Source organism: Flavobacterium seoulense (assembly GCF_000695795.1).
GTDB classification, from domain to species: domain Bacteria; phylum Bacteroidota; class Bacteroidia; order Flavobacteriales; family Flavobacteriaceae; genus Flavobacterium; species Flavobacterium seoulense.
This window is the reverse complement of record NZ_JNCA01000013.1, coordinates 70,693-96,180: the sequence shown is the minus strand read 5'-3', so window position 1 is coordinate 96,180 and position 25,488 is coordinate 70,693. Positions and strand designations below refer to the sequence as shown.

At 34.1% G+C, this 25,488-nt stretch carries 14 protein-coding genes; 12 read left to right on the top strand and 2 right to left on the bottom strand.

Annotated features, from left to right (window positions below; translation table 11 throughout):
* Window positions 1–43: 43 nt before the first annotated feature.
* Window positions 44–1,969, bottom strand: a complete 1,926-nt coding sequence (gene ftsH / locus FEM21_RS06825) for an ATP-dependent zinc metalloprotease FtsH (protein WP_035659085.1) — start codon at window positions 1,967–1,969, stop codon at window positions 44–46.
* Window positions 1,970–1,984: 15 nt separating this feature from the next.
* Window positions 1,985–2,356 (bottom strand): ribosome silencing factor, encoded by a 372-nt coding sequence (rsfS, locus tag FEM21_RS06820; protein ID WP_035659084.1) that lies wholly within the window; start codon window positions 2,354–2,356, stop codon window positions 1,985–1,987.
* A 97-nt stretch (window positions 2,357–2,453) separates the two neighbouring features.
* On the opposite strand from rsfS, the gene FEM21_RS06815 reads away from it, so the two are divergent.
* The 12 genes from FEM21_RS06815 (at window position 2,454) to FEM21_RS06760 (ending at window position 25,463) form a co-directional block, all read left to right on the top strand.
* Entirely contained in the window at window positions 2,454–3,182 is a 729-nt protein-coding gene (locus FEM21_RS06815) for a biotin--[acetyl-CoA-carboxylase] ligase (protein WP_035659082.1), read from the top strand.
* 421 nt (window positions 3,183–3,603) lie between these two features.
* Window positions 3,604–5,289: a sodium/sugar symporter gene (locus FEM21_RS06810; protein ID WP_035659081.1), complete on the top strand. Its 1,686-nt coding sequence runs from the start codon at window positions 3,604–3,606 to the stop codon at window positions 5,287–5,289.
* A 170-nt stretch (window positions 5,290–5,459) separates the two neighbouring features.
* Entirely contained in the window at window positions 5,460–9,515 is a 4,056-nt protein-coding gene (locus tag FEM21_RS06805) for a hybrid sensor histidine kinase/response regulator transcription factor (RefSeq protein WP_236353560.1), read from the top strand.
* 240 nt (window positions 9,516–9,755) lie between these two features.
* Window positions 9,756–12,191: a sugar-binding domain-containing protein gene (locus tag FEM21_RS06800; protein ID WP_035659078.1), complete on the top strand. Its 2,436-nt coding sequence runs from the start codon at window positions 9,756–9,758 to the stop codon at window positions 12,189–12,191.
* A gap of 95 nt (window positions 12,192–12,286) precedes the next feature.
* The gene (locus FEM21_RS06795; RefSeq protein ID WP_035659076.1) at window positions 12,287–13,654 is read left to right on the top strand and encodes a glycoside hydrolase family 27 protein; all 1,368 of its coding nucleotides are present in this window, start codon (window positions 12,287–12,289) and stop codon (window positions 13,652–13,654) included.
* On the top strand, window positions 13,654–15,591 hold the full coding sequence (locus FEM21_RS06790) for a family 43 glycosylhydrolase (protein WP_035659075.1): 1,938 nt from the start codon (window positions 13,654–13,656) through the stop codon (window positions 15,589–15,591). Before FEM21_RS06795 ends, FEM21_RS06790 begins: the two co-directional genes overlap by 1 nt.
* Before the next feature lie 148 nt (window positions 15,592–15,739).
* Window positions 15,740–17,761, top strand: coding sequence for a DUF2264 domain-containing protein (locus FEM21_RS06785; protein ID WP_035659074.1), 2,022 nt, complete (start codon window positions 15,740–15,742; stop codon window positions 17,759–17,761).
* 227 nt (window positions 17,762–17,988) lie between these two features.
* The gene (locus FEM21_RS06780) at window positions 17,989–19,482 is read left to right on the top strand and encodes a rhamnogalacturonidase (protein WP_236353556.1); all 1,494 of its coding nucleotides are present in this window, start codon (window positions 17,989–17,991) and stop codon (window positions 19,480–19,482) included.
* Between the two features lie 11 nt (window positions 19,483–19,493).
* Complete coding sequence (locus FEM21_RS06775; protein ID WP_035659073.1) at window positions 19,494–20,861, top strand: TolB-like translocation protein; 1,368 nt, start codon at window positions 19,494–19,496, stop codon at window positions 20,859–20,861.
* 125 nt (window positions 20,862–20,986) lie between these two features.
* A complete protein-coding gene (locus FEM21_RS06770) occupies window positions 20,987–22,018 on the top strand; it encodes a winged helix-turn-helix domain-containing protein (protein WP_035659072.1) in 1,032 nt (343 codons plus the stop codon).
* 206 nt (window positions 22,019–22,224) lie between these two features.
* A complete protein-coding gene (rhaT, locus tag FEM21_RS06765) occupies window positions 22,225–23,295 on the top strand; it encodes an L-rhamnose/proton symporter RhaT (RefSeq protein ID WP_035659070.1) in 1,071 nt (356 codons plus the stop codon).
* Window positions 23,296–23,327: 32 nt separating this feature from the next.
* Window positions 23,328–25,463, top strand: a complete 2,136-nt coding sequence (locus tag FEM21_RS06760; protein WP_035659069.1) for a bifunctional rhamnulose-1-phosphate aldolase/short-chain dehydrogenase — start codon at window positions 23,328–23,330, stop codon at window positions 25,461–25,463.
* Window positions 25,464–25,488: the final 25 nt, after the last annotated feature.

The following is a 25,488-nucleotide window of genomic DNA, read 5'->3' as shown; positions in this document are numbered from 1 at the left end:
TGTTTTGAATTAAGATTTTAAATAATTTATACTAAGTACTTAATTAAGAGACTACTTCTTCTAAATTTTTGTCAAAGCTTCTTTTTCCAAAAATAGCTTCTAAATCGTCTTTAAAAATTACTTCTTTTTCGATAAGAATATCAGCAAGCTGATTTAATTTATCTTTGTTTTCTTCTAAGATTTGAATCGCTCTTTCGTATTGACTTTCGATAAGTGCTGATATTTCGCTATCTATGATTTTTGCGGTCTCATCAGAATACGGTTTTGAGAAACTATATTCGCTTTGTCCTGATGAATCATAATAAGTAACGTTTCCTATTTTGTCATTCAAACCATAGATAGTAACCATAGCGCGAGCTTGTTTAGTCACTTTTTCTAAATCGCTTAAAGCACCGGTCGAAATACGGTTGAAAGTTACTTTTTCAGCAGCTCTTCCTCCCATAGTAGCGCACATTTCGTCCAGCATTTGGTCAGGACGTACAATTTGACGTTCTTCCGGTAAATACCATGCAGCTCCTAAACTCTGCCCACGAGGAACAATAGTTACTTTGATTAATGGTGCAGCGTGCTCTAACATCCAGCTCACAGTGGCGTGACCTGCTTCGTGAATAGCGATTGCTTTCTTCTCTTCAGCAGTGATGATTTTATTTTTCTTTTCTAATCCACCTACAATTCTGTCAACAGCATCAAGGAAATCTTGTTTGTCAACAGCGGTTTTATTGTTACGTGCAGCAATTAACGCCGCTTCGTTACATACGTTAGCAATATCAGCTCCTGAAAAACCTGGAGTTTGTTTTGCTAAAAAGTCAAGATCTAAGCCTTCTACTTTTTTCAAAGGAGCAAGATGTACCTGAAAAATTTCGGCACGTTCACGAACGTCCGGTAAGTCTACATAAATTTGTCTGTCAAAACGACCTGCACGCATTAAAGCTTTGTCTAGTACATCGGCTCTATTGGTTGCTGCTAAGACAATCACATTGGTTTTACTGCCAAAACCATCCATTTCGGTTAGCAATTGGTTCAAAGTGTTTTCTCTTTCGTCGTTTCCGCCTGACATGTTGTTTTTTCCACGAGCTCTACCTACAGCGTCAATTTCGTCAATGAAAATAATGGCTGGCGATTTTTCTTTAGCTTGCTTGAATAAATCACGTACTCTCGAAGCACCAACACCAACAAACATTTCGACAAAATCAGAACCTGATAAAGAGAAAAATGGTACCTGAGCTTCACCGGCTACAGCTTTAGCCAACAATGTTTTTCCTGTTCCCGGAGGCCCTACAAGTAAAGCACCTTTTGGTATTTTACCTCCAAGATTAGTGAATTTTTCAGGGTTTTTAAGAAATTCAACAATTTCCTGGATTTCTTCTTTAGCACCTTCTAATCCGGCAACATCTTTAAAAGTAGTTTTTACATCGTTTTTTTCGTCAAAAAGTCTTGCTTTTGATTTTCCGATGTTGAAAATTTGTCCGCCACCACCAGCGCCACCACCTGACATTTTACGCATTATAAAAATCCAAACTCCAATGATGATAATTACAGGAAGTAAACTGATAAGGATGTCAGACCAGTTGCTTGCTTCTTTAAAATCGTAATCAACTAATTTTTTCTCGGCTTTTGCCTGATCTAATTTTTCCTGAAAAGATTTTAAATCACCAAATTTTGTGGTGTAATGTGGTCCTTTGTTTGGTCTGTCAAAGATATCTTTAGCTACGCTTTTATTTGCCGGATCTTTTAATCCTGCATCCGAAAGGTAAATTTCAGCATCTTTGTTGTTAAAAATAATAACATTTTTAATTTGCCCTTTGGCTAACATATTGTCAATGTTAGAGGACTTTAATTGAGCCGGCTCTTGTAAGCTGGAACTGCCAGTTACAAAGCTGATAAATAAGAAAATAAGCAAAATGGCAGTGTATACTAACCATGGACTTATTCTAAATTTATTAGGATTTGGGTTGTTGTCTTTAGCCATTATTTATTGTCTTCTTTAGTATTTATTTACAATTGTAGTTATTTTTGCGTCTCCCCACAAACTTTCGATATTGTAATATTCTCTAATTTGTTTTTGGAAAACATGCACTACAATGTTTACATAGTCCATAAGTACCCATTCGGCATTGTCAGTTCCTTCAACATGCCATGGTTTATCTTTAATTTCTTTTGAAACAACTTTTTGAATGGAGTTAACAATTGCGTTAACCTGAGTATTTGAATTTCCGTTGCAGATAACAAAATAGTCGCAAACTGCGGTGTCAATTTCTCTAAGATCGAGAATATCTATATCATTTCCTTTTACTTCTTCTATTCCTTTGATAATGTTTGCTAATAAGGCATCATTATTTACAGTTTTTTTTGCCATGAATTATTTTTAATAATAAGTGTGTAAAGTTACCATTTTTTGTCATTATTTTTGAACCTTAACATAATATTAAAATATGTTACAAAAATAATTGCTAATGAAACTAATCAAACTCGATGCCATAGATTCTACAAATGATTTTCTCAAAGGAATATCAGCTACACAGGAACTTGAAAACTACACAGTTGTTACTGCTGAAAATCAAACAAAAGGCAAGGGGCAAATGGGGGCAGTTTGGAATTCTGAAAAGTCTAAAAATCTAATAATGAGTGTTTTTGTAAAGGATTTGTTAGTGAATTCAGATGAAATTTATAAACTCAATATTGCCACCGCATTAGCAGTGATTGAAGTGCTGAAAACTTTTAGTATAAAGAATTTAAGCATTAAATGGCCTAACGACATTATGTCAGATAATTTTAAATTGGCTGGCATTTTAATTGAAAATAGTTTTAAAAGCGATGGTTCCATTACTACAATTATTGGAATTGGTTTAAATGTTAATCAAACTGATTTTGATAATTTACCCAAAGCTTCGTCGATGGCAGTTGTGGCTAATGCTACTTTTGATAAAGACGAATTGGTAGTACTGATAGTAGAAAGATTAAAAGTAAATTTCGAACTTCTTAGCACTAATCCTGATGTTTTATGGAAAAGTTATTTAGACTTACTTTTTAAAAAAGGAATTCCAATGGCTTTTTCAATTGCTAATCAAAAACCTTTTATGGGAATTATAAAAGGAGTTTCGAATAGAGGAAAGTTAGTGCTTTTATTAGAAAACGATCGTATTGAAGAATATGGAATTAAAGAAATTCAAATGTTGTATTGATTTCTTAATAACGGCAATTCTTTATGTTTTCAATTAAATAATGTAAGATTTTTTAAAATTATTTAGACTGTTTTTAGTTAAATTTTAATGAACCATACCAGTTTTTTTAATTGTTAAATTGTTGTTTTTTAGGTTTTTATGTTCTGTTTGTTTATTAAATGTTGGAATTACATTTAAAAAAATGATGTAGGTAAGCTTTTTTATTTTACTTTTGGATTTCGTTTTTCATAAAAAATGTACAAAAATATAATTGATGTACTATTTTATAACAGTATTTGCAACGAAATTCTAAGGTGATAAATCATTACGAATAAATTATTCTCATTGCGTTTTTAGAATGATTATTACACTGAGTTATCATAAAAAAATATAAATTATCAACTAAAATCTATTATTAACTAACTAAAAAAAACGTTTTCTTATGAGCTCAAGTCTCGAATTTGCAGATTATGCAGTATTTATCATCTATTTTTTAATTGTATCTATTTACGGATATATCGTTTATCGCAAACGCGAGAAAAACGAACACGATGCTAAGGCGTATTTCTTAGCCGAAGGAACTTTAACATGGTGGGCAATTGGAGCTTCACTTATTGCTTCTAACATTTCAGCAGAACAATTTATTGGAATGAGTGGAGAAGGTTTCTTCTTAGGAATTGCTGTTGCTGCTTACGAATGGGTTGCTGCTATTGCTTTGATTATTATTGCCATTTGGTTTATTCCTGTTTATTTAAAGAACAAGATTTACACCATGCCGCAGTTCTTAAAAACACGTTATAATGAGTCAACAGCATTGATTATGGCTGTTTTCTGGTTGTTTTTATATGTTTTTGTGAATTTAACTTCGATTCTATACTTAGGAGCAGTTGCTATCAACGGATTAGCAGGAGGCGATTATCTTCATGTAATCATGTTAGGATTAGCTATTTTTGCTTTGATTATCTCTCTTGGAGGTATGAAAGTGGTAGCTTATACTGATGTTATTCAGGTAGCGGTTTTGATTATTGGAGGTTTAGTAACTTCTTATATTGCCTTGACAACTGTTGGACAATATTTTGGTGTAGGTCAGGACGCTATTGCGGGATTCAATGTTTTGATGGAAAAAGCACCGGAACATTTTAAAATGATTATTCCAAGACCAAATGAGAATTCTACTCAATTAGAGATTGACAAATACCTTACTTTTCCTGGAATTTTATCTTATTTAGCGGGTATCTGGATCATCAACTTAAACTATTGGGGATGTAACCAATACATCACGCAAAGAGCTCTTGGAGCTGATTTAACAACGGCTCGTACAGGTATTTTATTTGCAGGATTATTAAAATTATTAATGCCTGTAATTGTAATGTTACCTGGTATTGCAGCTTATGTTTTATACGAAGGAGGACATTTACCACAATTAGTTGGAGGAAAAGATGGAGCTTATTCAGCGATGTTGACATTCTTACCTACAGGATTAAAAGGATTGTCAGTTGCTGCTTTAACTGCTGCTATCGTAGCTTCATTAGCTGGAAAAGTAAATAGTATTTCCACTATCTATACTTTAGACGTTCATAAAAAATACATTCAAAAAGAAGCTTCAGACAGAGCTCAGGTAAACATTGGTCGTTATGCGGTTTTTGCTTCAATGGTTTTGGCTGTATTGTTTACTTGGAATGACGTTTTAGGAATTGGCGGAGTAGGAGGATTTACCTATATCCAAAAATATACAGGATTTATTAGCCCTGGAGTATTTGCTATGTTTTTCTTAGGAATGTTCTGGAAGAGAACAACAGGAACAGCCGCTATTGTTGGTGTAATTGCAGGATTCTTATTATCGGTTTTATTTAATGAATTTGCTCCTGCATTGTTTGGCAACGAAACATTCTTATACACGGCATGGCCAAATGGTAAAGGTGGTTTCGAAATTCCGTTCCACATTTGTATGGGATTATCATTCTTGTTTACGATGTTATTGATGATTGGAATTAGTTTTGCAGGACCAAAAGTAAACCCTAAAGCATTCGAATTAGATACTGAAATGTTCAAGGTAAAACCACAAACAACAGTATTAATCATCATTACTTTATTAATTATCGCTGCTTTATACGTGAAGTTCTGGTAGCAGATTTTTAAAATTATATTATAAAAAGTGCGATTTAATTTTATTATTTCGCACTTTTTTTTATTCTAAAATAAAGATTGTATTTATTGTTGTATTTACAATTTTATAAGATTGATTAATTTTATAAAATTTTAGACTCCAGTGAATTAAAAAATATTAAATTTTTCATTTTGAAACAGCTAGCCTTATTATTAGCATTTGTTTTTTATCCCTTTATCAGTTTTTCTCAAGAAAATTCAGTGAGATTTCTGGATATGTTGGATGGTTTGTCAAACAATTCGGTTACTACTATTTATCAGGATAAAGAAGGGTATATGTGGTTTGGAACTTACGATGGATTGAATCGCTATGATGGATATTCATTCAAGGTCTTTAAAAACGAAATCAATAATGAAAAATCGCTTTCTAATAATACGGTTTATTGCTTAGAAGGTGATGCAAACCATCATATTTGGGTAGGTGGAAATAAAGGAGCCAGTGTTTATGATAAATCAAAAGCCTTATTTTATTCTGTAAAATTCAAAGAGAAAGAAGGGCAGCAACCAATAGTTTTAAAAAACGTGGTGCACCAAATCAAGTCGGTTTCTGATGATTTGGTATTATTGGCGACACAAAATTCGGGCTTAATAGCTTTTGAAAAAGGTTCTTTTATTGGAAAAATCATTCCCATAATCAATTCGGCTAATCCTTATAATTATGATGTTTTAGGAATTCAAAAGGATAAAAAAGGAGTTGGTTTTTGGTTATATGTTAGAAACTTAGGAATTTGTAATTACAATTATAGTTCTAAAAAAATCAAATTAATTACACCTTTACTTATGGAAGTAAAGTGTATGGAAACGGATGGCAAAGGAAATCTCTGGTTAGGAACAGACGACGGACTTTTTTTATTTGATACAACTACTTATTCTATTTCAAAAAATTATTTTACTACTAAATGTATTGTTTCAAATATTTTTAGAGATAAAAAAGACCAGCTTTGGGTAGCTACTGATGGATCGGGACTTTATACTTTAAATAAATCAAACCAACAGCTTGTTCCTTATCGAAAAGACAATCAGCAGCAAATTATCAAAAGCAGCTCGGTTTGGAGTGTTTATGAGGATCATTTTGGAAATATTTGGTTAGGAACGCTTCGGGGCGGAATTAGTATGATTAGTGCTGTTCCCAAATATTTTAAAACCATAAAGTACAATGCAAAAGACAATAATCTGGCTCAGAACTTTATTTTGTCAGCTTGTGAAGATGAAAACCAAAATTTATGGATTGGAACGGATGGAGCAGGATTGCGTTTTTGGAACAGAAAAAAGAATATTTATAGCGTTTACAATACTAATTCTCCTAATCCAATTTCGAGTAATTTTATAACCAATATTATTCGTGATAGTAATAATGAAATTTGGCTGTCAACCTGGGCAGGAGGAGTAAACCGAATTAATCCAAAAACGAATACGATAAGCCATTATTCCTGTTACAATCCTTATTCAAAACAAGTCGAAAAAAACATTTGGCTGGTTTATGAAGATGCTCAAAAAAACCTTTGGGCAAGTGCTACAAATGAAGGTTGTTTGTATCTTTTTGATCGAAATAAAAATGCTTTTCAGCTTTATGATAAAACCATTACTAACTTACAATGTTTAACCCAAACCAGTGATGGAAAATTGTGGGGAGGAAATTATACTTCGATTATCTGGATTGATAAGAACAATAAAAAACACGGAAAAATAAATGTTTCTTATCCTGTGCGCTGTATTCTTGAAGATAAAAATAAACAACTTTGGGTGGCAACTCAGGAAGGTGGATTGCTTTTGTTTAATCGAAAGACAAATACTTTTAAAAGATATACTACTGCCAATGGTTTGCCTTCGAATACTATTTTAAGAATATTAGAAGATAAAAAAGGGAACTTATGGTTGAGTACTTACAATGGTTTGAGCAGGTTAAATTACAAGACAAAAACATTTAGAAATTTTTCTACCAATGATGGTTTACAAAGCAATCAGTTTAGTTTTAATGCCGCTTTGAAACTGAATTCGGGCGAATTTTTATTTGGAGGGATTAATGGTTTTAATTTGTTTTATCCGGAAACAATAAAAGAGACGGTTTCTAATTCTAAAATTCTTCTTTCAGGTTTAAATGTAAATAATGAGCCTATCGAAACCAAACCAGAGTTAATTTCCGAATGGAATAATCAAAATCAAATCAAAGAAATTCGATTACCATACGATCAAACTACATTGGCAATAGAGTTTGTAGCTTTGGATTATTCGAATGCAAATGGCATTAATTACGCTTATTTTTTGGAAGGCTGGGATAATAACTGGAGTAATGTAGGACAAAATAGACAGGCAAATTATCCGCATCTTTCCGAAGGAACTTATCTTTTTAAAGTAAAAAATTCTAATTTTCAGGATAAATCAAGCAAAGCAGAAACCTTAATCCGAATTCTAGTTTTACCGCCCTGGTACCGCAGCTGGTGGGCTTATCTGTTGTATCTGTTTATCGGAATCGCAATTATTTACAATTATATTCAGTACAATAAATATAAGGAGCGTTTAAAATACAAGGTTAAAATAGCCGAATTAGAAAGGGAAAAAGAAAAAGAAATTGCCGAAAAACAATCGTCAATGTTTACTTATATTTCTCATGAATTCCGCACGCCGCTTTCGTTAATTATAAATCCGCTAAAAAAAGTAATTAAGAAAGAAAGTCCGGAAAATGATCCTTCAAAAGCTGATTTGCAAATTGCTTATCGCAATGCAAGGCGACTTTTAAGTTTGGTAGATCAATTATTGCTTTTTCGAAAAGCCGAAAATGATGCTGATGTTTTACGATTGTCTGAAATCAATATGAATCATTTGTGTCAGGAAGTCTATCAATGTTTTGTAACGCAGGCTAAAGACAAAAATATTGCTTATACAATTGAAGCTCCTCAGGAAACACTTATAATCATTGGGGATTACGAAAAAATAGAAATTTCGTTATTCAATTTGGTTTCCAATGCTTTTAAATATACGCCTGACGGAGGAGCAATTGCTGTGAAGTTAAGCGAAACTGAAACTGAAATTTCTGTAGTTATTTCGGATACAGGAACCGGAATTGAGCAAAAAAATATCGAAGCTATTTTCGAAAAATTCAAGCAATTAGATTCGAATGTTTCCATTAGTACCGGTTTCGGAATTGGCCTTTACATTGTGAAATATTTTGTAGATAAACATAAGGGAACTGTTTTTTGCGAAAGCGAACCAGGTAAAGGAAGTGCGTTTACATTAACATTTTTAAAAGGAAACACGCATTTTGATAATTTATCAATTAATCCAAATGTTCCTAAAATGAGTGGATTAGTTGAAGAACTTTTGATCGAAGATTTGAATGAAAACAAAGATTCAAATACTGCTAATTTAGATGAAGAACTGAACAAAGAATTGCTTACCGAAAAAAAATCAGTTTTAATAATTGATGATAATGCCGAAATTAGAAATTATTTGATTCAGTTGTTTGCGGAAACTCATTTGGTTTACAGCGCTATAAATGGTCACGAAGGATTAAAACTGACTAAAAAACACATGCCGGATATTGTAATTTCTGATATTGCAATGGAAGTCATGGATGGTCTGGAATTGTGTAAAAGAATCAAAGAAAGTGAAGAGTTGTCGCATATTCCGGTGATTTTGTTAACGGCTTCTAATAATCCGGAAACCCATTTACAAGGAATAACTGATGGTGCCGATGATTATATTACAAAACCATTTGATGATGCTATTTTAATGGCCCGTGTTGATACTTTATTGAGAAACAGAAGCAATTTGAGAAAGTACTTTTTAGACAGCATAACATTAAAAGAAAATGCTCAAAAAGTTCCGGCAGAATATCAGGATTTCCTAAAAAGATGTATTGATATTGTAGAGGCGAATATTGGAAACAGGGATTTTTCAATTAAAATTTTTGCTAACGAAATGGGAATGAGTCATAGTAGTTTGTATAAAAAAATCAAGATTATTTCGGGAGAAACTTTGAATGCTTTTATTCGTTCTATTCGATTAAGAAGAGCTGCTTTGTTGTTACTTACCGAAAATATGAATATTGCACAAGCCAGTACCGAAGTAGGATTTGAAGATCAAAAATATTTCAGACAGCAATTTGTCAAACTCTTTGGAATGACGCCTTCTTTGTATGTAAAAAAATATAAAGATTCTTTTAATAAAGATTTGAATATTATAAAATAGTCCATTTTATAAATAAATAACTAATTGATAAAAACTCAGAATTATTGAATGATAATTTTGAGTTTTTTTATGCTTAACAAAAAAAGTAAGCTTATTTTTTAATAAAAAGTCGTTTTTGACGAATTTATCCTCATTTTTTGCGAATTTGCCCCTCATAATTCTAGGCTTTAAATCATTTCTTTGCTATTCGAATAAAAATTTTGAATCTGTTTTGAGTTCATTCTATTAAAAATACAATATATGTTTACAATCAAAAAAAGTGCATTAGCCATTCTTATGTTTTCGTATGCATCAGCTTTTAGCCAGATAGCATTTGGAGATTCTCAAAAAATTAATAATCAATGGAAGTTTATTCTGCAGGACAATAAAGAATTTCAGGATGCTTCTTTTAATGACAATAAATGGCAATCGGTACAACTTCCGCATGATTGGAGTATTAAAGGGCAATTGAGTCCTACTCTGGCAAGTGCAACAGGATTTTTACCGGGAGGAATTGCCTGGTATAGAAAAAATTTGGAAGTGCCATCGGCAAAGAAAGGGCAAAAAGTGTACTTGTATTTTGAAGGAGTTTACAATAGAAGCGAAGTTTTTATCAACGGACATTCTTTAGGAAAACGTCCTAATGGTTACATTTCTTTCGCTTATGATGCTACTCAATACATTAAATATGGAGAAAAAAATACGATAGCTGTTCGTGTTGATCATAGTAAAAGTGCTGATTCTCGCTGGTATACAGGCTCAGGAATTTACAGAGATGTTTGGGTAGTATATGCTAATCCCGTGCATATTGAGCAATGGGGAGTTTACGCTTATCCGGAAGTAAATAAAAACAAAGGAACTTTGAATGTTGAAGTTGCTGTAGAAAACGGTTCTGCTGAAAAATCAAATTTGACTGTTGTTAATGAATTGATTTCGAATGATGGAAAAACGGTTGCGAAGACTAGTAATAATGTTGCTATAGCAGCTAATCAATCAGGAAAAATTGCCGCAAAATTAAACGTAAATAATCCTAAATTATGGAATTTAGAAAATCCTAATTTGTATCAGTTAAAAACGACAGTTTTAAAAGACGGACAAGTAATTGATCATTCTACAACGCAAACCGGTTTTAGAAATTTTACTTTCGATGCTAATAAAGGTTTTGCTTTAAATGGCAATTGGATGAAAATAAAAGGAGTTTGTTTGCACCATGATGCAGGAGTTTTAGGATCAGCAGTTCCTCGTGAAGTTTGGGAAGGCAGATTAAAAACGCTGAAAGAAATAGGAGTAAACGCAGTGCGTACAAGTCATAATCCACAAGCTCCGGATTTTTATGAATTGTGCGACCAATTAGGATTGTTAGTTTTAAACGAAGCTTATGACGAATGGGAATTCCCTAAGCGTAAATGGTTAGAAGGCTGGAATCAGGGCACTCCGGGATTTGAAGGTTCGTTTGATATTTTTGCCGATTGGGCCGAAAAAGATTTGGAAGATTTTGTACGTCGTGATCGCAATCATCTTTCTGTTTTTGCATGGAGTATTGGTAACGAGGTAGATTATCCTAATGATCCATATTCGCATCCGGTTTTAGCTGGTGGTGGTGATACTGGATTTTCGCAAGCGGCTTATGGTGGTTATAAAAAAGATGCTCCGGATGCGATGCGTTTGGGAGCAATTGCAAAACGTTTGGTTGCAGCGGTAAAAAAATACGACAAATCCCGTCCTACAACGGCTGGTTTAGCTGGTGTTGCAATGTCTAATGAAACGGAATATCCGGGTGCTTTGGATATTACAGGTTATAATTATACAGAAAGTAAATACCAATCCGATCATAAAAAATATCCTAAAAGAGTAATTTTTGGTAGCGAAAACCGTCATGATTATGAAGCCTGGTTAGCGGTAAAAAACAACGAACATATTTTTGGTCAATTTTTATGGACAGGAATTGATTATTTAGGAGAATCAGGACGCTGGCCATCAAGAGGATTTTATTCTGGATTGGTTGATTTTGCTGGATTGATTAAGCCAAGAGGTTATTTCCGTCAGTCACTTTGGTCGGATACTCCAATGATTTATATTGGAACTTATATTTCGAATAATCCAAACAAAAAAGATTTATCAATGGATGCCTGGTCATTGTGGAATTACAATGATGGTCAAAAAGTAAAAGTGGTTTGTTATACCAATGCAGCTAAAGCTCGTCTTGAATTAGACGGAAAAGTTGTTGGCGAAGTGAAAAACTACGATCAGGAAACTGGAATTATTTCTTGGGATATTCCGTTTCAATCAGGAAAACTGGAAGCAGTAGGATTGGATAAAAACAATAAAGAAGTAAGTCGTTATGCTATTACTTCGTCAAAACAGCCTCATGCTATTGTTGTAAAAAATGCTGATAAAGTCATCAATAAAGACAAAGGAGTAGCCGAAATTTTGTTGCAAATTGTAGATGAAAACGGAATTCCGGTTATGGTTTCTGATAACGAAATTACTTGTAAAATTCTAAGTGGTTCAGCCAGTTTATTAGGATTAGAAGCTGGAAATAATTCAGATATGACTGATTATACAGATAATGTACAACGCGTTTTTAACGGACATATTTTAGCTTATATTCAGGCTAATGGAGCTAACGAACCTATAAAAGTTCAGTTTTCAAGCCCTTGGTTAAAACCCGTTGAAGTAACTATTAATGTTAAATAAAGCACTTTTTACAATATAGTTTTTGCTTAACTTTTTATACTAAAAAAAGTTAATTATATTTGAAGTGTAATATTAACACATATTAATTAACCAAAATGAAATTAAAAAACAAAATTGCTCTTGCACTAGGAGTAGTATTGGTATCGGTCAATACCAATGCACAAAAATCAGTGTTCAAAAAAGAAGAATTTAAACAGTGGGCTCAAACGCCACCTATGGGGTGGAACAGCTGGGATTGTTATGGATCAACAGTCGAAGAACATGAGGTAAAAGCCAATACTGATTATATGGTGAAGAACCTTAAAAGTTCAGGTTGGGAATACATTGTAGTCGATATTAGATGGTTTGTAGAAAATGATAAAGCGGGAGGCTACAATCAGACAGATCCACGTTATGTAATGGATCAATACGGAAGGTATCTGCCTGCATTAAACCGTTTTCCTTCTGCAAAAGACGGACAGGGATTTAAACCTCTTGCAGATTATGTTCATAGTAAAGGATTGAAATTTGGAATCCATATTATGCGTGGAATTCCTAAAAAAGCAGTACAAGAAAAGTTACCAATTAAAGGTGCTAACGGAATTACTGCCGATCAAATTTACACTACCGATTTACAATGTAAATGGTTAAAAGACAATTATACTATTCTTGCTGATAAACCGGGAGCTCAGGAATATTATGATTCTTTGTTCGAATTGTACGCACAATGGGGAGTAGATTTTATCAAAATTGACGATTTGTCAAGACCGTATCACGAAGCAGAAATCAATTTGATTAGAAAAGCCATTGATAAATGCGGGCGTAAAATAGTTTTAAGCACTTCGCCAGGAGAAACGCCAATTTCGGCTGCTGCTCATGTAAGTACCAATGCTAATATGTGGCGTATGGTGGATGATGTTTGGGATACCTGGCCACACATCACGCATTTAATGGATGTTGCTCAAAAATGGTATCCGTATATCGCTCCGGGAACCTGGCCTGATTGTGATATGATTCCATTAGGAAGAATTTCGTTAAGAGGAGAACGTGGCGAAGACAGAATGTCCCGTTTAACTAAAGATGAACAATATACTTTGATTACCTTTTTCAACATCTTTAAATCGCCATTGTTCTTTGGTGGAGATTTACCAAGTAATGATGCGTTTACATTATCATTATTGACCAATAAAGAAGTCCTAAAAATGCACCGTGAAAGTACTGATGTAAAACAACTTTTTCAAAAAGACGGAAAAGTGGCAGTGACTTCAAAAAATCCAAAAGACGGAAGTATTTACTTAGCATTGTTTAATATCTCAGATAAAAAGACTGAAAATGTTACCGTTTCTTTATCTGATTTAGGAATTAAAAATGCCGAAGTTACTAATCTATGGACAGGGAAAAAAGTAGGTGCAGTTACTAATGAAGTTTCGGCTACATTAAACAAACACGCTTCTGTTTTGTATAAATTAAAAGTCAAAAAATAATGCGTAAAGTACAATTCAGTTTGCTTTTGTTTTTACTAGTAATTAGTTTTTCAAAAGCTCAAAATAAAAACGGAGTTCCGCCAGTTATTGCCGAAAAAGATTTGACAGCTTATTTGTTTGTGTATTTCACAGGAAATGCTGTCGAAGAAGAAGCGGTGCGTTACGCCATTAGTGCAGACGGCTATCATTATTATCATCTTAATGATAACAAACCTATTTTGGATAGTAAAATAATCAGTTCTACAGGTGGTGTTCGTGATCCGCATATTTTAAGAGGTGACGACGGCAAAACATTTTACATGGTGTTGACTGATATGACTTCTTCCAAAGGTTGGGATTCTAATCGGGCGATGGTGTTATTAAAAAGCACCGATTTGGTTAACTGGAAAAGCAACATAGTCAATATCCAAAAGACTTTTCCTGGAAACGAAAACTTAAAACGTGTCTGGGCGCCACAAACTATCTATGATGCTAAAGCGGGTAAATACATGATTTATTTCAGTATGCAACACGCTGGTGGCCCTGATATTATTTATTATGCTTATGCTAATAAGGATTTTACAGCCTTAGAATCTGAGCCAAAAGTATTGTTTGTTCCAAAGGCTAAAAATGCTTGTATTGATGGTGATATTATCGAGAAAGACGGCGTTTACCATCTTTTTTATAAAACAGAAACCAATACACCAGGAATTAAAGTGGCAACAACGACTGATTTAACTTCTGGAAATTGGAAAGAAAACGATAATTATTTACAAAAAACAAAAGATGGGGTCGAAGGTTCTAGTGTATTCAAACTAAATAATTCTGACGAGTACATCCTGATGTATGATGTTTATACCAAAGGAAAATACCAATTTACAAAAACGAAAGATTTAGAAAATTTCACCGTAATTGATAGCGAAATATCCATGGATTTTCATCCGCGTCACGGAACGATTTTACCGATTACCCGTACCGAATTAAAACGATTAATTGCCAAATGGGGCAAGCCAAAAGACTATCCACAAATCAACAATAATCCGGTTCTGGAAGGTTATCATGCTGATCCTGAAGTTTTGTACGCTGAGAAAACAGGGAAATATTATATCTACCCAACCAGTGACGGATTTGATGGTTGGGGAGGTTACTATTTTAAAGCTTTTTCATCAGATAATTTAGTCGATTGGAAACCGGAAGGAGTTATTTTAGACCTTAAAAAAGATGTTCCCTGGGCGGGAAGAAATGCCTGGGCACCTTGTATTATTGAGAAAAAAATAAAAGGTAAATATCAGTATTTCTACTATTATACAGGCGCACAAAAAGTAGGTGTTGCCGTTTCAGACAATCCTACAGGTCCATTTAAAGATAGCGGAAAACCAATTGTAGCTACCCGACCTGAAGGCATAAAAGACGGTCAGGAAATTGATCCCGATGTTTTTACTGATCCAAAAACAGGAAAAAGTTATTTGTACTGGGGAAATATGTACATGGCTGTAGCTGAGTTAAATCCGGATATGGTTTCGTTAAAACCGGGAAGTACTAAAATAATTACTGTAAATAATAGTTACCGCGAAGGAACCTATGTGTTTTACAGAAATGGTAAATATTACTTTATGTGGAGCGAAGACGATACCAGAAGTCCAAACTATAAAGTGAGATATGCGGTTTCAAATTCTCCTGTTGGGCCTTTAGAATTTCCTGAAAACAATATTGTTATACAAGGAAAAAAAGAAGATGGAATTTATGCAACTGGACATAATTCGGTAGTGAAAGTACCTAAAAAAGACGAATGGTATATTGTGTATCATCGTTTTTCATATCCTACAGGAATAAGTATGGGTGGCGCAGCAGGTTTTCATCGTGAAGTCGCCATTGATAAATTAGAATTCAATGCTGACGGAACTATAAAGCAAGTGGTTCCTACTCATGAGGGAATTAATCCTGTGAAGAAGAATTAAAAATACAACTATCATCTAAAGAACAGAGAGCACTTTTATAAGTGCTTTTTGTTTTTAAAGTTAGTAACAAACTGGTAGGAAGTAGTGCTATTAGATAGATTGACTTTTTATCTTTGAAACAACCAAACCAAAATTTCGTTTAAAATTTATGAAAAATCACCAACTTTTAGTTTTACTATTACTTTTTGGATTACCCATCTGGGCGCAACAAGCAGTTGAAAAACCAACAAATTCAGTATTCGAAATTAAGAATCCTGATTTTAAATTAAGTCCTGAAACAGGAATGACAAAACAGCACTGGAAAGATGCTGCGATGTATCTTCTGGAAGGTGCTTTCGGTTACATTCATTCATTAGATGATCCAATGAAATTCCCAAAACAAGAAGGGAAAAGTTATCCGCAGGATGAGTCTAAAGTTCCAACTGAAAAACTGGAAGGCTTATGCAGAACGCTATTTGTAGCAGCTCCTCTTTTAAAAGAAAATCCGGAATTAGTAATCAATAACATAAAAGTTGCCGATTATTACCGACACCAAATTACGCAATTAACTAATCCTAAAAGTGCTTCATATATTGTTCCTCGTTCTAAAAATGGCGGGCCAAGTCAGAATTTAGTAGAATTTGGTGCTTTATCCATTTCGTTATTGGTTAACCCTGAAGTATTGTGGAATCCTTTGACTCAGGAACAAAAAGATGCTTTGGCAAAATCAATGTTGAGTTATGGCGATGGACCTACGGTGAATTCGAATTGGAAATTCTTCAACATTTTTGTGCTGAGTTTCTTTAAACAACACGGTTATGCTGTCAACGAAAAATTATTGGTCGAATATTTAGATAAATCGTTGTTAGATTATCGTGGAAATGGTTGGTACAACGACAGTCCGGCGTATGATTATTACAGTATGTGGGCTTTTCAAATGTATGGTATGATGTGGTCAGAATATTTTGGAAAGAAATATTACCCGGAATATGCTGCCAAATTTGAAAAAAACTTTAGCGATTTAAACAATAATTATCCGTATTTATTTAGTGAGAATGGCGAAATGATTGTGTGGGGCAGAAGCATGAGTTACAGAGTAGGAGCTGTGATTCCGTTTCCATTAATGGGATTTCAAAAAGATGCATCGATTAATTACGGTTGGATGCGAAGAATAGCTTCGGGAGTGATAAAACAATTTTTTACACATCCTGATTTTATGCAGGATAATGTTCCTACATTGGGCGTTTATGGACCTTTCGAACCTGCGGTACAAATTTACAGCTGTCGCGGAAGTGTGTATTGGATGGGAAAAATATTTTTCGGTTTATTAGTTCCTGATGATAATCCGTTTTGGACAGCCAAAGAAAATAATGGTGCCTGGGAAACCGAATTCAGGAAAAATAAGGTGTACAATAAATTTCAGGGCATTTCTGAAATTCTGATTACTGATTATCCAAATATTGGCGCTTCGGAAGTAAGAGCCTGGTGTAATGCCAAAGTAAAAGACGACTGGCAAAAATTCAGATCGACCGAAAACTACAACCGACTTTCGTATAACAGCGCTTTTCTCTGGCAGGCTGATGGTGAAAATGGCGAAGTAGCGATGAATTATGTCATCAAAAATAAATCAGATAAATGGGAAGCTTTTCGTTTGTACAATTTTAAAAAGTTTGAAGATGGCATTTATTACAGAGATGTAGTTTTAGAAACCGATGCAAATGTAAAATTCAATCTTGCTGATATTCCATTGGCAAACGGAATTTTAAGAGTGGATAAAAATAATAGTACTGTGCCATTAGCAATGCGTTTAGGACATTATGCCTTACCAAAATTGAATGGTGAAATTAAAACTACTATTCGAAAAATAAAAAATCATGAAGTGACAATTATTGATAATGGAAAATACCAATTAGCAATGATTCCGCTTCTGGGTTGGGATAAATCAGAAGTTGTTACAGCCAAAGGTTTGCATCCCGAAGCTGATGAAAGTTCGGTTATTAATCTTTCGAATAACTATGTTCCTCAAAAAGAACAATCCACTATTTATGCTACTTTAATGCTTTGGAAAAAGTCAGGAGAAAAATGGTCTGATAAAGAATTATTAGCTGTTAAAAAGATTGATTTTTCTTCGGAAGAAAATACAGTAAAAGTATCTTTTGCAAATGGAGAAAATAAAGTTGTGAAGTATTAGAATTACATTCGAATTGTATAATATAGCCGGTAAATATAAAGTTTACTAGTTTTTTTATTTAAAAACATTTTTCAATACAGGATGAAGCAGGATGACTATTTATTTTGAATTTGTAAATTGCATAGAATTATCAATCAATTTTCTTTAGGGTTATGAAAAAAAGCATTGGCTTTGTCAAACTATTTTTGCCGAAATATTTACTGTGTTTCTGTTTTATATTTTTAAGTTTGAGTACTATTCAGGCGGCACAGGAAACTGTTTTTAATGTTAGGAATTTTGGTGCTAAAGGTGATAGTAAAACTTTAGACACCCAAGCTATTAATAAAACTATTGAAGCTGCTGCCAAAGCAGGCGGAGGTACGGTTTATTTTCCAGCGGGAACTTATCTTAGTTTTTCAATCCGGCTTAAAAGTCATATTTCACTTTATTTAGATCAGGGGGCTACAATTGAAGCGGCAACACTTTCAGGAGATTTGGGTTATGATGCACCCGAAACCGCAATTAATGATACTTTTCAGGATTTTGGACACAGTCATTGGCATAACAGCTTAATTTGGGGCGAGAATTTAGAAGACATTTCTATTCTTGGTCCGGGAATAATTCATGGTAAAGGACTAACCAGACATGGACCATTGCGGGCGCCAATAGGCAACAAAGCCATTGCTTTAAAATTATGCCGAAACGTAATATTGAAAGATTTTACGATTTTATATGGCGGTCATTTTGGGATATTAGCAACAGGAGTAAATAATTTAACAATTGATAATCTTAAGATTGATACTAATCGGGACGGAATTGATATTGATTGCTGTAAAAATGTTCGTGTTTCAAATTGCACTGTTAATTCTCCTTGGGATGACGGAATTTGTTTAAAAAGTTCCTTTGCTTTGGGCTATGCCAGACCAACCGAAAATGTAACAATTACTAATTGTAGCGTAAGCGGTTTTGATCGTGGTACTTTTTACAATGGAACGTATCAGCGTAATGAAGCTCATTTAGTGCCAGATAAAGAAGGACCAACAGGCCGTATTAAATTTGGAACCGAATCGAATGGTGGTTTTAAAAATATTACAATAAGTAATTGTATTTTCGAATATTGCCGCGGATTAGCACTTGAAACTGTCGATGGTGGTTTGCTGGAAGATGTTACGATTACTAATATTACCATGCGGGATATTATTAATTCACCTATTTTTTTACGCCTTGGTGGTAGAATGCGGGCACCAGAAGGCACACCAATAGGATCTTTGAAGCGTATTAATATCAGTAACATCAATGTGTACAATGCCGATTCCCGTTTTGCAACACTAATTAGCGGAATTCCGGGTCATGATATTGAAGAGGTACGTTTGAGTAATATCAGTATTTGGTACCGTCCGCTTGATTCTCTTTCGATAAAAAATATTCAGCAACAAGTTCCGGAATTTGAAAAAGCATATCCGGAGCCACAAAAATTCGGAATAATTCCTGCCTACGGATTTTTTATCCGGCATGTTAAAAACATAGAATTGAATAATATTAATCTCTATTTGATGGGGAATGAAACACGTCCCGCGATAATAGTAAACGATGTAAATGGAATTAAACTTCGAAATGTCACCATGGATAAAGGAGAAAATTCGTCATCAATTGTGTTGAAGAACGTTGATAATTTTTCAGTAAAAGATAGCAAGCCTTTGAAAGATTTGGAATTGAAAACAATAAAAAACAAAACCTATTAATACTATCATATATGAAACAGTTTACTATTATTAGCATTTTGAGTAGTTTTTTATTGCTAACGGCGAATGCCAATGCGCAAATAGGAAAACGATTTCCTTCGGAACAAAAAGTGGTAAAAGATCCTGTTACGGGAACGATGCTGACTTTTTTGACTAGTAAACCAATGGGTGATAATAAAATTTATCAAACACACAATCAATGGACATCTGATGGGAAGTGGCTTATTTTTCGTTCGAATAGAGTAGAAGGTGAAGCGATGGCTGTAAATGAGCAAACTGGTGAAATGGTTCAGGTAACCGAAGGTGGTTTTGTAGGCATGCTCAATGTAGCACGTAATAGCATGAAGCTTTATTTTATGAGAAAAGCATCAGATAAGGCTGTAAATAAAACTAAAGTTGATAAATCGGAACCGGCAGCAATGCAAATTGTAGAAGTAGATTTGGAAAAATTATTCGCTGATAGTGAAATTGGAAAACTTAAAAAAGCAAATTACTATCAGCGAATTTGCGGCACCATAAAACCAGAGATAGGAGCAGGTGGTGATTTGGCTTTGGATGGTGATGAAAACTGGGCTTATTTTAGAGTAGGAAAAGAAGAAGCAGCGAGACATTTGGCTCCTGATACAAAATTGGAAGAAAGTTATGGTCCCAGAAAAATGGGAGCAGGGCCTTCAGGAATTGCAGCTATGAATGTACATACTGCCGAGTTAAAACATGTGATATCAGTTCCTTTTCAAGTAGGACACATACAAACCAATCCTTGGGTAGCGGGCGAAATTGTTTTTTGCTGGGAAACAGGAGGGAAATCTCCACAACGTACCTGGACTGTGTTGAGTGACGGAACAGGACTTCGACCATTATATCCCGAATCAGAATACGAATGGGTAACGCATGAAGCGGTAATTAGTAAAGACGAAGTAGCATTTGCGATTATGGGGCACCGAAAAATTCAAGGTTTAGATACCACTGGTACGGCAGTAAGCGGAGCTAATCCTGGGCAGGAAGCAGCCTGGGGAATTTCGGGAACAAGAGAAAAACCAACGGGATTGGGTATTGTAAATTTTCGAACCAGAGAAATGAGAATAGAAGGTCAAACCGAGAAAGGTAGCGGTTTATGGCATGTAAGTGGTTCGCCGGACGGCCGATGGGCGGTAGGAGATGATTTTTCTAGAAGTATTTATCTGATTGATCGCCATACTCATGAAATGTTATTGCTTTCTACAGGTCATAAAACAACAGCATCTGATCATCCACATCCTACGATGAGTCCTGACGGAACTAAAATCCAAATTCAGTCGGCTATGTTGAGCGAAGATAATCGCAGTATGAATATTTGTATAATTCCGGTTCCAGAAGAGTGGTTAAAAAGAAAGTACTAATAGATACTATTTAGTAATTAAAGTGTAAAATATAGTCTTTTAATTTTTTCGATACTAAATTTATAGATTAGAGTTTTTTTTAATACTATATTTGACGTCTGATTTTTAATTTCAGTGCATAATAGATGAAAAAAACTTCAAAAATAGATAGTCTCACTATTGATGAATTTTCGGCTACGCCAAAATACCAGCAATTAGTAAATGCTATTCTAAATGCTATTAAGCAGGGAGTTTTGAAAACAGGAGATGCAATGCCTTCTATTAATGAACTCAGTTTTCAATACGAAATGTCGAGAGTTACAGTTGAAAAAGGCTATAATATTCTCCGAAAAATGGGAATTTTAGAAGCTTTTCATGGTAAAGGTTATTTTATTGCCAATACTGATGTTTCGCAGGATATTAAGATATTTTTAATGTTTAATAAACTAAGTGCGCATAAAAAAATAATTTATGATGCCTTTGTTGAAACTCTGGGAGATAAAGCCGCAATTGATTTTTACATTTATAATAATGATTATGCTTTGTTCAAAAAATTACTGAAGCAACAAAAAACAGAATATACTCATTATGTTATTATCCCCCATTTTATCGAAAAATCAGATGCTTATCGATTATTGATTGAAGATATTCCAAAAGATAAATTAATCCTAGTTGGTAAAAAAATCAAAAATATTAGCGGAGATTATGCTGCCGTTTATGAAAATTTTGAACTTGATATCTACAATGCTTTAAGTGAAGCTTTAGAGCCTTTGAGTAAATACCATACTTTAAAATTGATTTTCCCTGTTAATAGTTATTTCTCGAAAGAGATTGTAAAAGGCTTTGAGAATTTTTGTTACAATTATGCGTTTAACTTTAAAATCGTTAATAATCTTGATGAAGAAAAAGTAAGCGAAGGAGAAGTCTATATTAACCTGATGGAAGAAGATTTGGTTAAAATTCTCGATAAAATCATTAGCCTGAATTTAACGGTAGGAAAGCAGGTAGGTTTGATTTCCTACAATGAAACGCCATTAAAAAATTATATAATGAATGGACTGACCACTATTTCTACAGATTTTAAAATGATGGGAATTACAGCAGCAAATTTAGTGTTAGAAAATAATAAAGAGCATATTGAAAATCCTTTTAAATTGATTCTCAGAGGTTCTTTGTAGGTGTTTGGGTTGTTTAACCGCTCTATTTTCAATTATCTTTTATGCTGATAATTTTGATCGATTTTTAACAATTAGTATAAAATCTGTAATAAATGTTTAAAATACTCATAAATCTTGCCAATACAAGGACTGTACAGGACAGTTTTAAATTTCCTTTTTTTTTATTTTACACTTCTATTTAATTAACCTTTAACTTAAATTTATTTATGGAATCAATTCTTGGTATTCTTTTTCACTCAATTGGAGGATTTTCTTCCGGAAGTTTTTATATGCCTTTTAAAAAGGTCAAAGGTTGGGCTTGGGAAAGCTACTGGATTGTAGGAGGTTTTTTTTCATGGTTGATTGTTCCGCCATTGGCAGCTTACTTAACGATTCCAAATTTCACTGATATTATTGCTGCTGCTTCGCCATCAATTAAAACCGTTACTTATACAATGGGATTAATTTGGGGAATTGGAGGATTAACATACGGTTTAGGTGTTCGTTATTTAGGAATGTCATTAGGAAATTCGATTACTTTAGGTTTTTGCTCGGCTTTTGGAGCTTTAGTACCGCCTATTTATTATAATTTTAATCCTACTACAGGAAAAGAATCATTTACTGAAATGGCTTCTACTTCAGGAGGACAATTAGTTTTGTTAGGGGTATTAGTTTGTATTTTAGGAATTGTATTCTTAGGAAAAGCAGGAACACTTAAAGAAAAAGACTTTGCTGTAGGACATGAGGACAAAGACAAAGATTTTAACTTGGTTAAAGGTCTTATCATTGCTATTATTTCAGGTATTTTAAGTTCGTTCTTTAATTTCGGAATTGAAGCAGGAAAAGCAATGGCTGATACAGCTAATGAGGCTTGGAAAGTATTAAATCCAGGACAGGGAGAATTTTTGTACCAAAATAACGTTACTTATGTAGTGTTGCTTTGGGGAGGTCTTACAACCAATTTCTTATGGTGTATGTACCTTAATTTTAAAAATAAAACATTTAGCGATTATACTAATGCAAATACTCCTATTGCTAAAAACGTTATATTTTCTGCTATTGCCGGAACAATGTGGTTTTTACAATTTTTCTTCTATGGAATGGGAGAAAGTAAAATGGGGAATGGAGCAGGATCTTGGATTTTACACATGTCAACAATTATCTTGACAGCTAATTTCTGGGGCTTCTATTTGAAAGAATGGAAAGGTGTTTCGGATAAGACTTATAAAGTTTTCTTTTTCGGAATTTCATTAATGTTCTTGTCAATTGTTTTAGTTGGTATAGGGAATTCACTATAAAATAGATTAACAATTTTAAATTTAATATAACAATGTCAAATACAAACACAATGACTTTTAAACACGTAAGTTACCTTTGGGATGATGCAAAAGCTGCTGAACTAGCAGGAGATGAAGTAGCACTTTTTATCTATCGCTCTAATTTATTAGGAGCTGATTTGAGATTAACGAACTACGGGGGTGGTAATACTTCTGTAAAAATTACTGATAAAGATCCATTAACAGGAGCTGATTCTGAAGTAATGTGGATTAAAGGTTCTGGTGGTGATATTGGAACATTAACAAAATCAGGTTGTGCTGCTCTTTACTTAGAAAGATTACGCAACTTAGAAAACGTTTACAGAGGAATCGAGCATGAAGACGAAATGGTGGAATTATTCAACCACTGTATTTTTGATTTAGCTTCAAAAGCGCCTTCAATCGATACTCCATTACACGGTTTCTTACCATTTGCTCACATCGATCACTTACACCCGGATGCTGCTATTGCTATTGCTGCTGCAAAAGACGGTAAAAAAATCACTGAAGAATTATTCAATGGTGAGATTGGATGGGTTGGATGGCAACGTCCAGGTTTCGACTTAGGTTTGCAAATGCGTGCCTGCCTTGAAGAAGCTGCTGCTAAAGGAAAAAAATTAAAAGGAGTAATGTTAGGATCTCACGGTTTATTTACTTGGGGAGATACTTCATACGAAAGTTATATCAACACTCTTGAAGTAATCGAGAAATGTGCTGAGTATTTAGAGTCTAACTACGGAAAAACACGTCCTGTTTTTGGAGGTCAAAAAATCGAAAGTTTAGATGTTGAAGCTCGTAAAGTACAGGCTGCTAAATTAGCTCCAATCTTGAGAGGTTTCTGTTCTTCTGAGCGTAAAATGATTGGTCACTATACTGATGACGCAAGAGTTTTAGAATTCATCAACTCTAATGATTTAGAGAAATTAGCTCCTCTTGGAACTTCTTGTCCTGACCACTTCTTGAGAACTAAAATTAGTCCTTTAGTAATCGAATTGGCTCCAAACGAAGATTTATCTGATGTTGATGCTATCAAAGCGAAGTTAGCTCCTGCTTTTGAAGCGTATCGTCAAATGTACACTGAGTACTATAACACTTGCAAAAAATCGAACTCACCAGCAATGCGTGATCCAAACCCGGTTGTAATTTTATATCCAGGAGTTGGTATGTTTACTTTTGCAAAAGACAAAACAATGGCTCGTTTGGCATCTGAATATTATACAAATGCTGTAAATGTAATGAAAGGAGCTGAGGCAGTTTCTGAGTACATTGCATTACCACGTCAGGAAGCTTTTGATATCGAGTATTGGTTGTTAGAAGAAGCTAAATTATCACGTATGCCAAAACCAAAAGCATTATCTGGAAGAATCGCTTTAATTACTGGTTCTGCAGGAGGAATTGGTAAGGCTATCGCTAAAAAATTCGCTGAAGAAGGTGCTTGTATCGTAATCAATGATATTAACGAAGAGCGTTTAGAAGGAGCAACTGCTGATTTCGTAAAAACTTTTGGTAAAGATGCTGTTTCTAGTACTTTATTAAACGTTACTGATGATGCTAGTACAGCTTTAGCTTTAGATGCTGCTTGTTTAGCATTTGGAGGAGTTGATATTGTAGTTAACAATGCAGGAATCAGTATTTCTAAATCAATTGCTGAGCATTCATTAGAGGAGTGGGATAGATTATATGATATCTTAGTTAAAGGACAATTTATTGTTTCTAAAGCTGGAATCGAAGTAATGCGTAAGCAAGGTTTTGGTGGAGATATCGTAAACATCGTATCTAAAAATGCAGTTGTTGCAGGACCAAACAACCCTGGATACGGTTCAGCTAAAGCGGCTCAGGCTCACTTGACTCGTTTGATGGCTGCTGAATTAGGAGCTGATAAAATCCGTGTGAACACTGTAAACCCAGATGCTGTAATCTCTGATTCAAACATTTGGTCAGGTGGATGGGCTGAAGGACGTGCTAAAGCTTACGGAATTACTGTAGCTGAATTGCCAGCTTACTACGCTAAGCGTACTTTATTAAACGAAATTATATTACCAGACGATATCGCTAACGCATGTTATGCTTTTGTTGGAGGTTTGTTAAGCAAATCAACAGGGAATGCATTAAATGTTGACGGTGGAGTATCTATGGGCTTTTATAGATAATTTTAGATGTTAGTTTTTAGATTGA

What these genes read in the sequence shown, in the direction of transcription:
- FEM21_RS06815 (WP_035659082.1), top strand. Translation starts at nt 2,454, where the DNA reads ATGAAACTAATCAAACTCGATGCCATAGATTCTACAAATGATTTTCTC.
- FEM21_RS06785 (WP_035659074.1), top strand. Translation starts at nt 15,740, where the DNA reads ATGAAAAATCACCAACTTTTAGTTTTACTATTACTTTTTGGATTACCC.
- FEM21_RS06760 (WP_035659069.1), top strand. Translation starts at nt 23,328, where the DNA reads ATGTCAAATACAAACACAATGACTTTTAAACACGTAAGTTACCTTTGG.
- FEM21_RS06790 (WP_035659075.1), top strand. Translation starts at nt 13,654, where the DNA reads ATGCGTAAAGTACAATTCAGTTTGCTTTTGTTTTTACTAGTAATTAGT.
- FEM21_RS06775 (WP_035659073.1), top strand. Translation starts at nt 19,494, where the DNA reads ATGAAACAGTTTACTATTATTAGCATTTTGAGTAGTTTTTTATTGCTA.
- FEM21_RS06800 (WP_035659078.1), top strand. Translation starts at nt 9,756, where the DNA reads ATGTTTACAATCAAAAAAAGTGCATTAGCCATTCTTATGTTTTCGTAT.
- FEM21_RS06810 (WP_035659081.1), top strand. Translation starts at nt 3,604, where the DNA reads ATGAGCTCAAGTCTCGAATTTGCAGATTATGCAGTATTTATCATCTAT.
- FEM21_RS06770 (WP_035659072.1), top strand. Translation starts at nt 20,987, where the DNA reads ATGAAAAAAACTTCAAAAATAGATAGTCTCACTATTGATGAATTTTCG.
- FEM21_RS06795 (WP_035659076.1), top strand. Translation starts at nt 12,287, where the DNA reads ATGAAATTAAAAAACAAAATTGCTCTTGCACTAGGAGTAGTATTGGTA.
- rsfS (WP_035659084.1), bottom strand. Translation starts at nt 2,356, where the DNA reads ATGGCAAAAAAAACTGTAAATAATGATGCCTTATTAGCAAACATTATC.
- ftsH (WP_035659085.1), bottom strand. Translation starts at nt 1,969, where the DNA reads ATGGCTAAAGACAACAACCCAAATCCTAATAAATTTAGAATAAGTCCA.
- rhaT (WP_035659070.1), top strand. Translation starts at nt 22,225, where the DNA reads ATGGAATCAATTCTTGGTATTCTTTTTCACTCAATTGGAGGATTTTCT.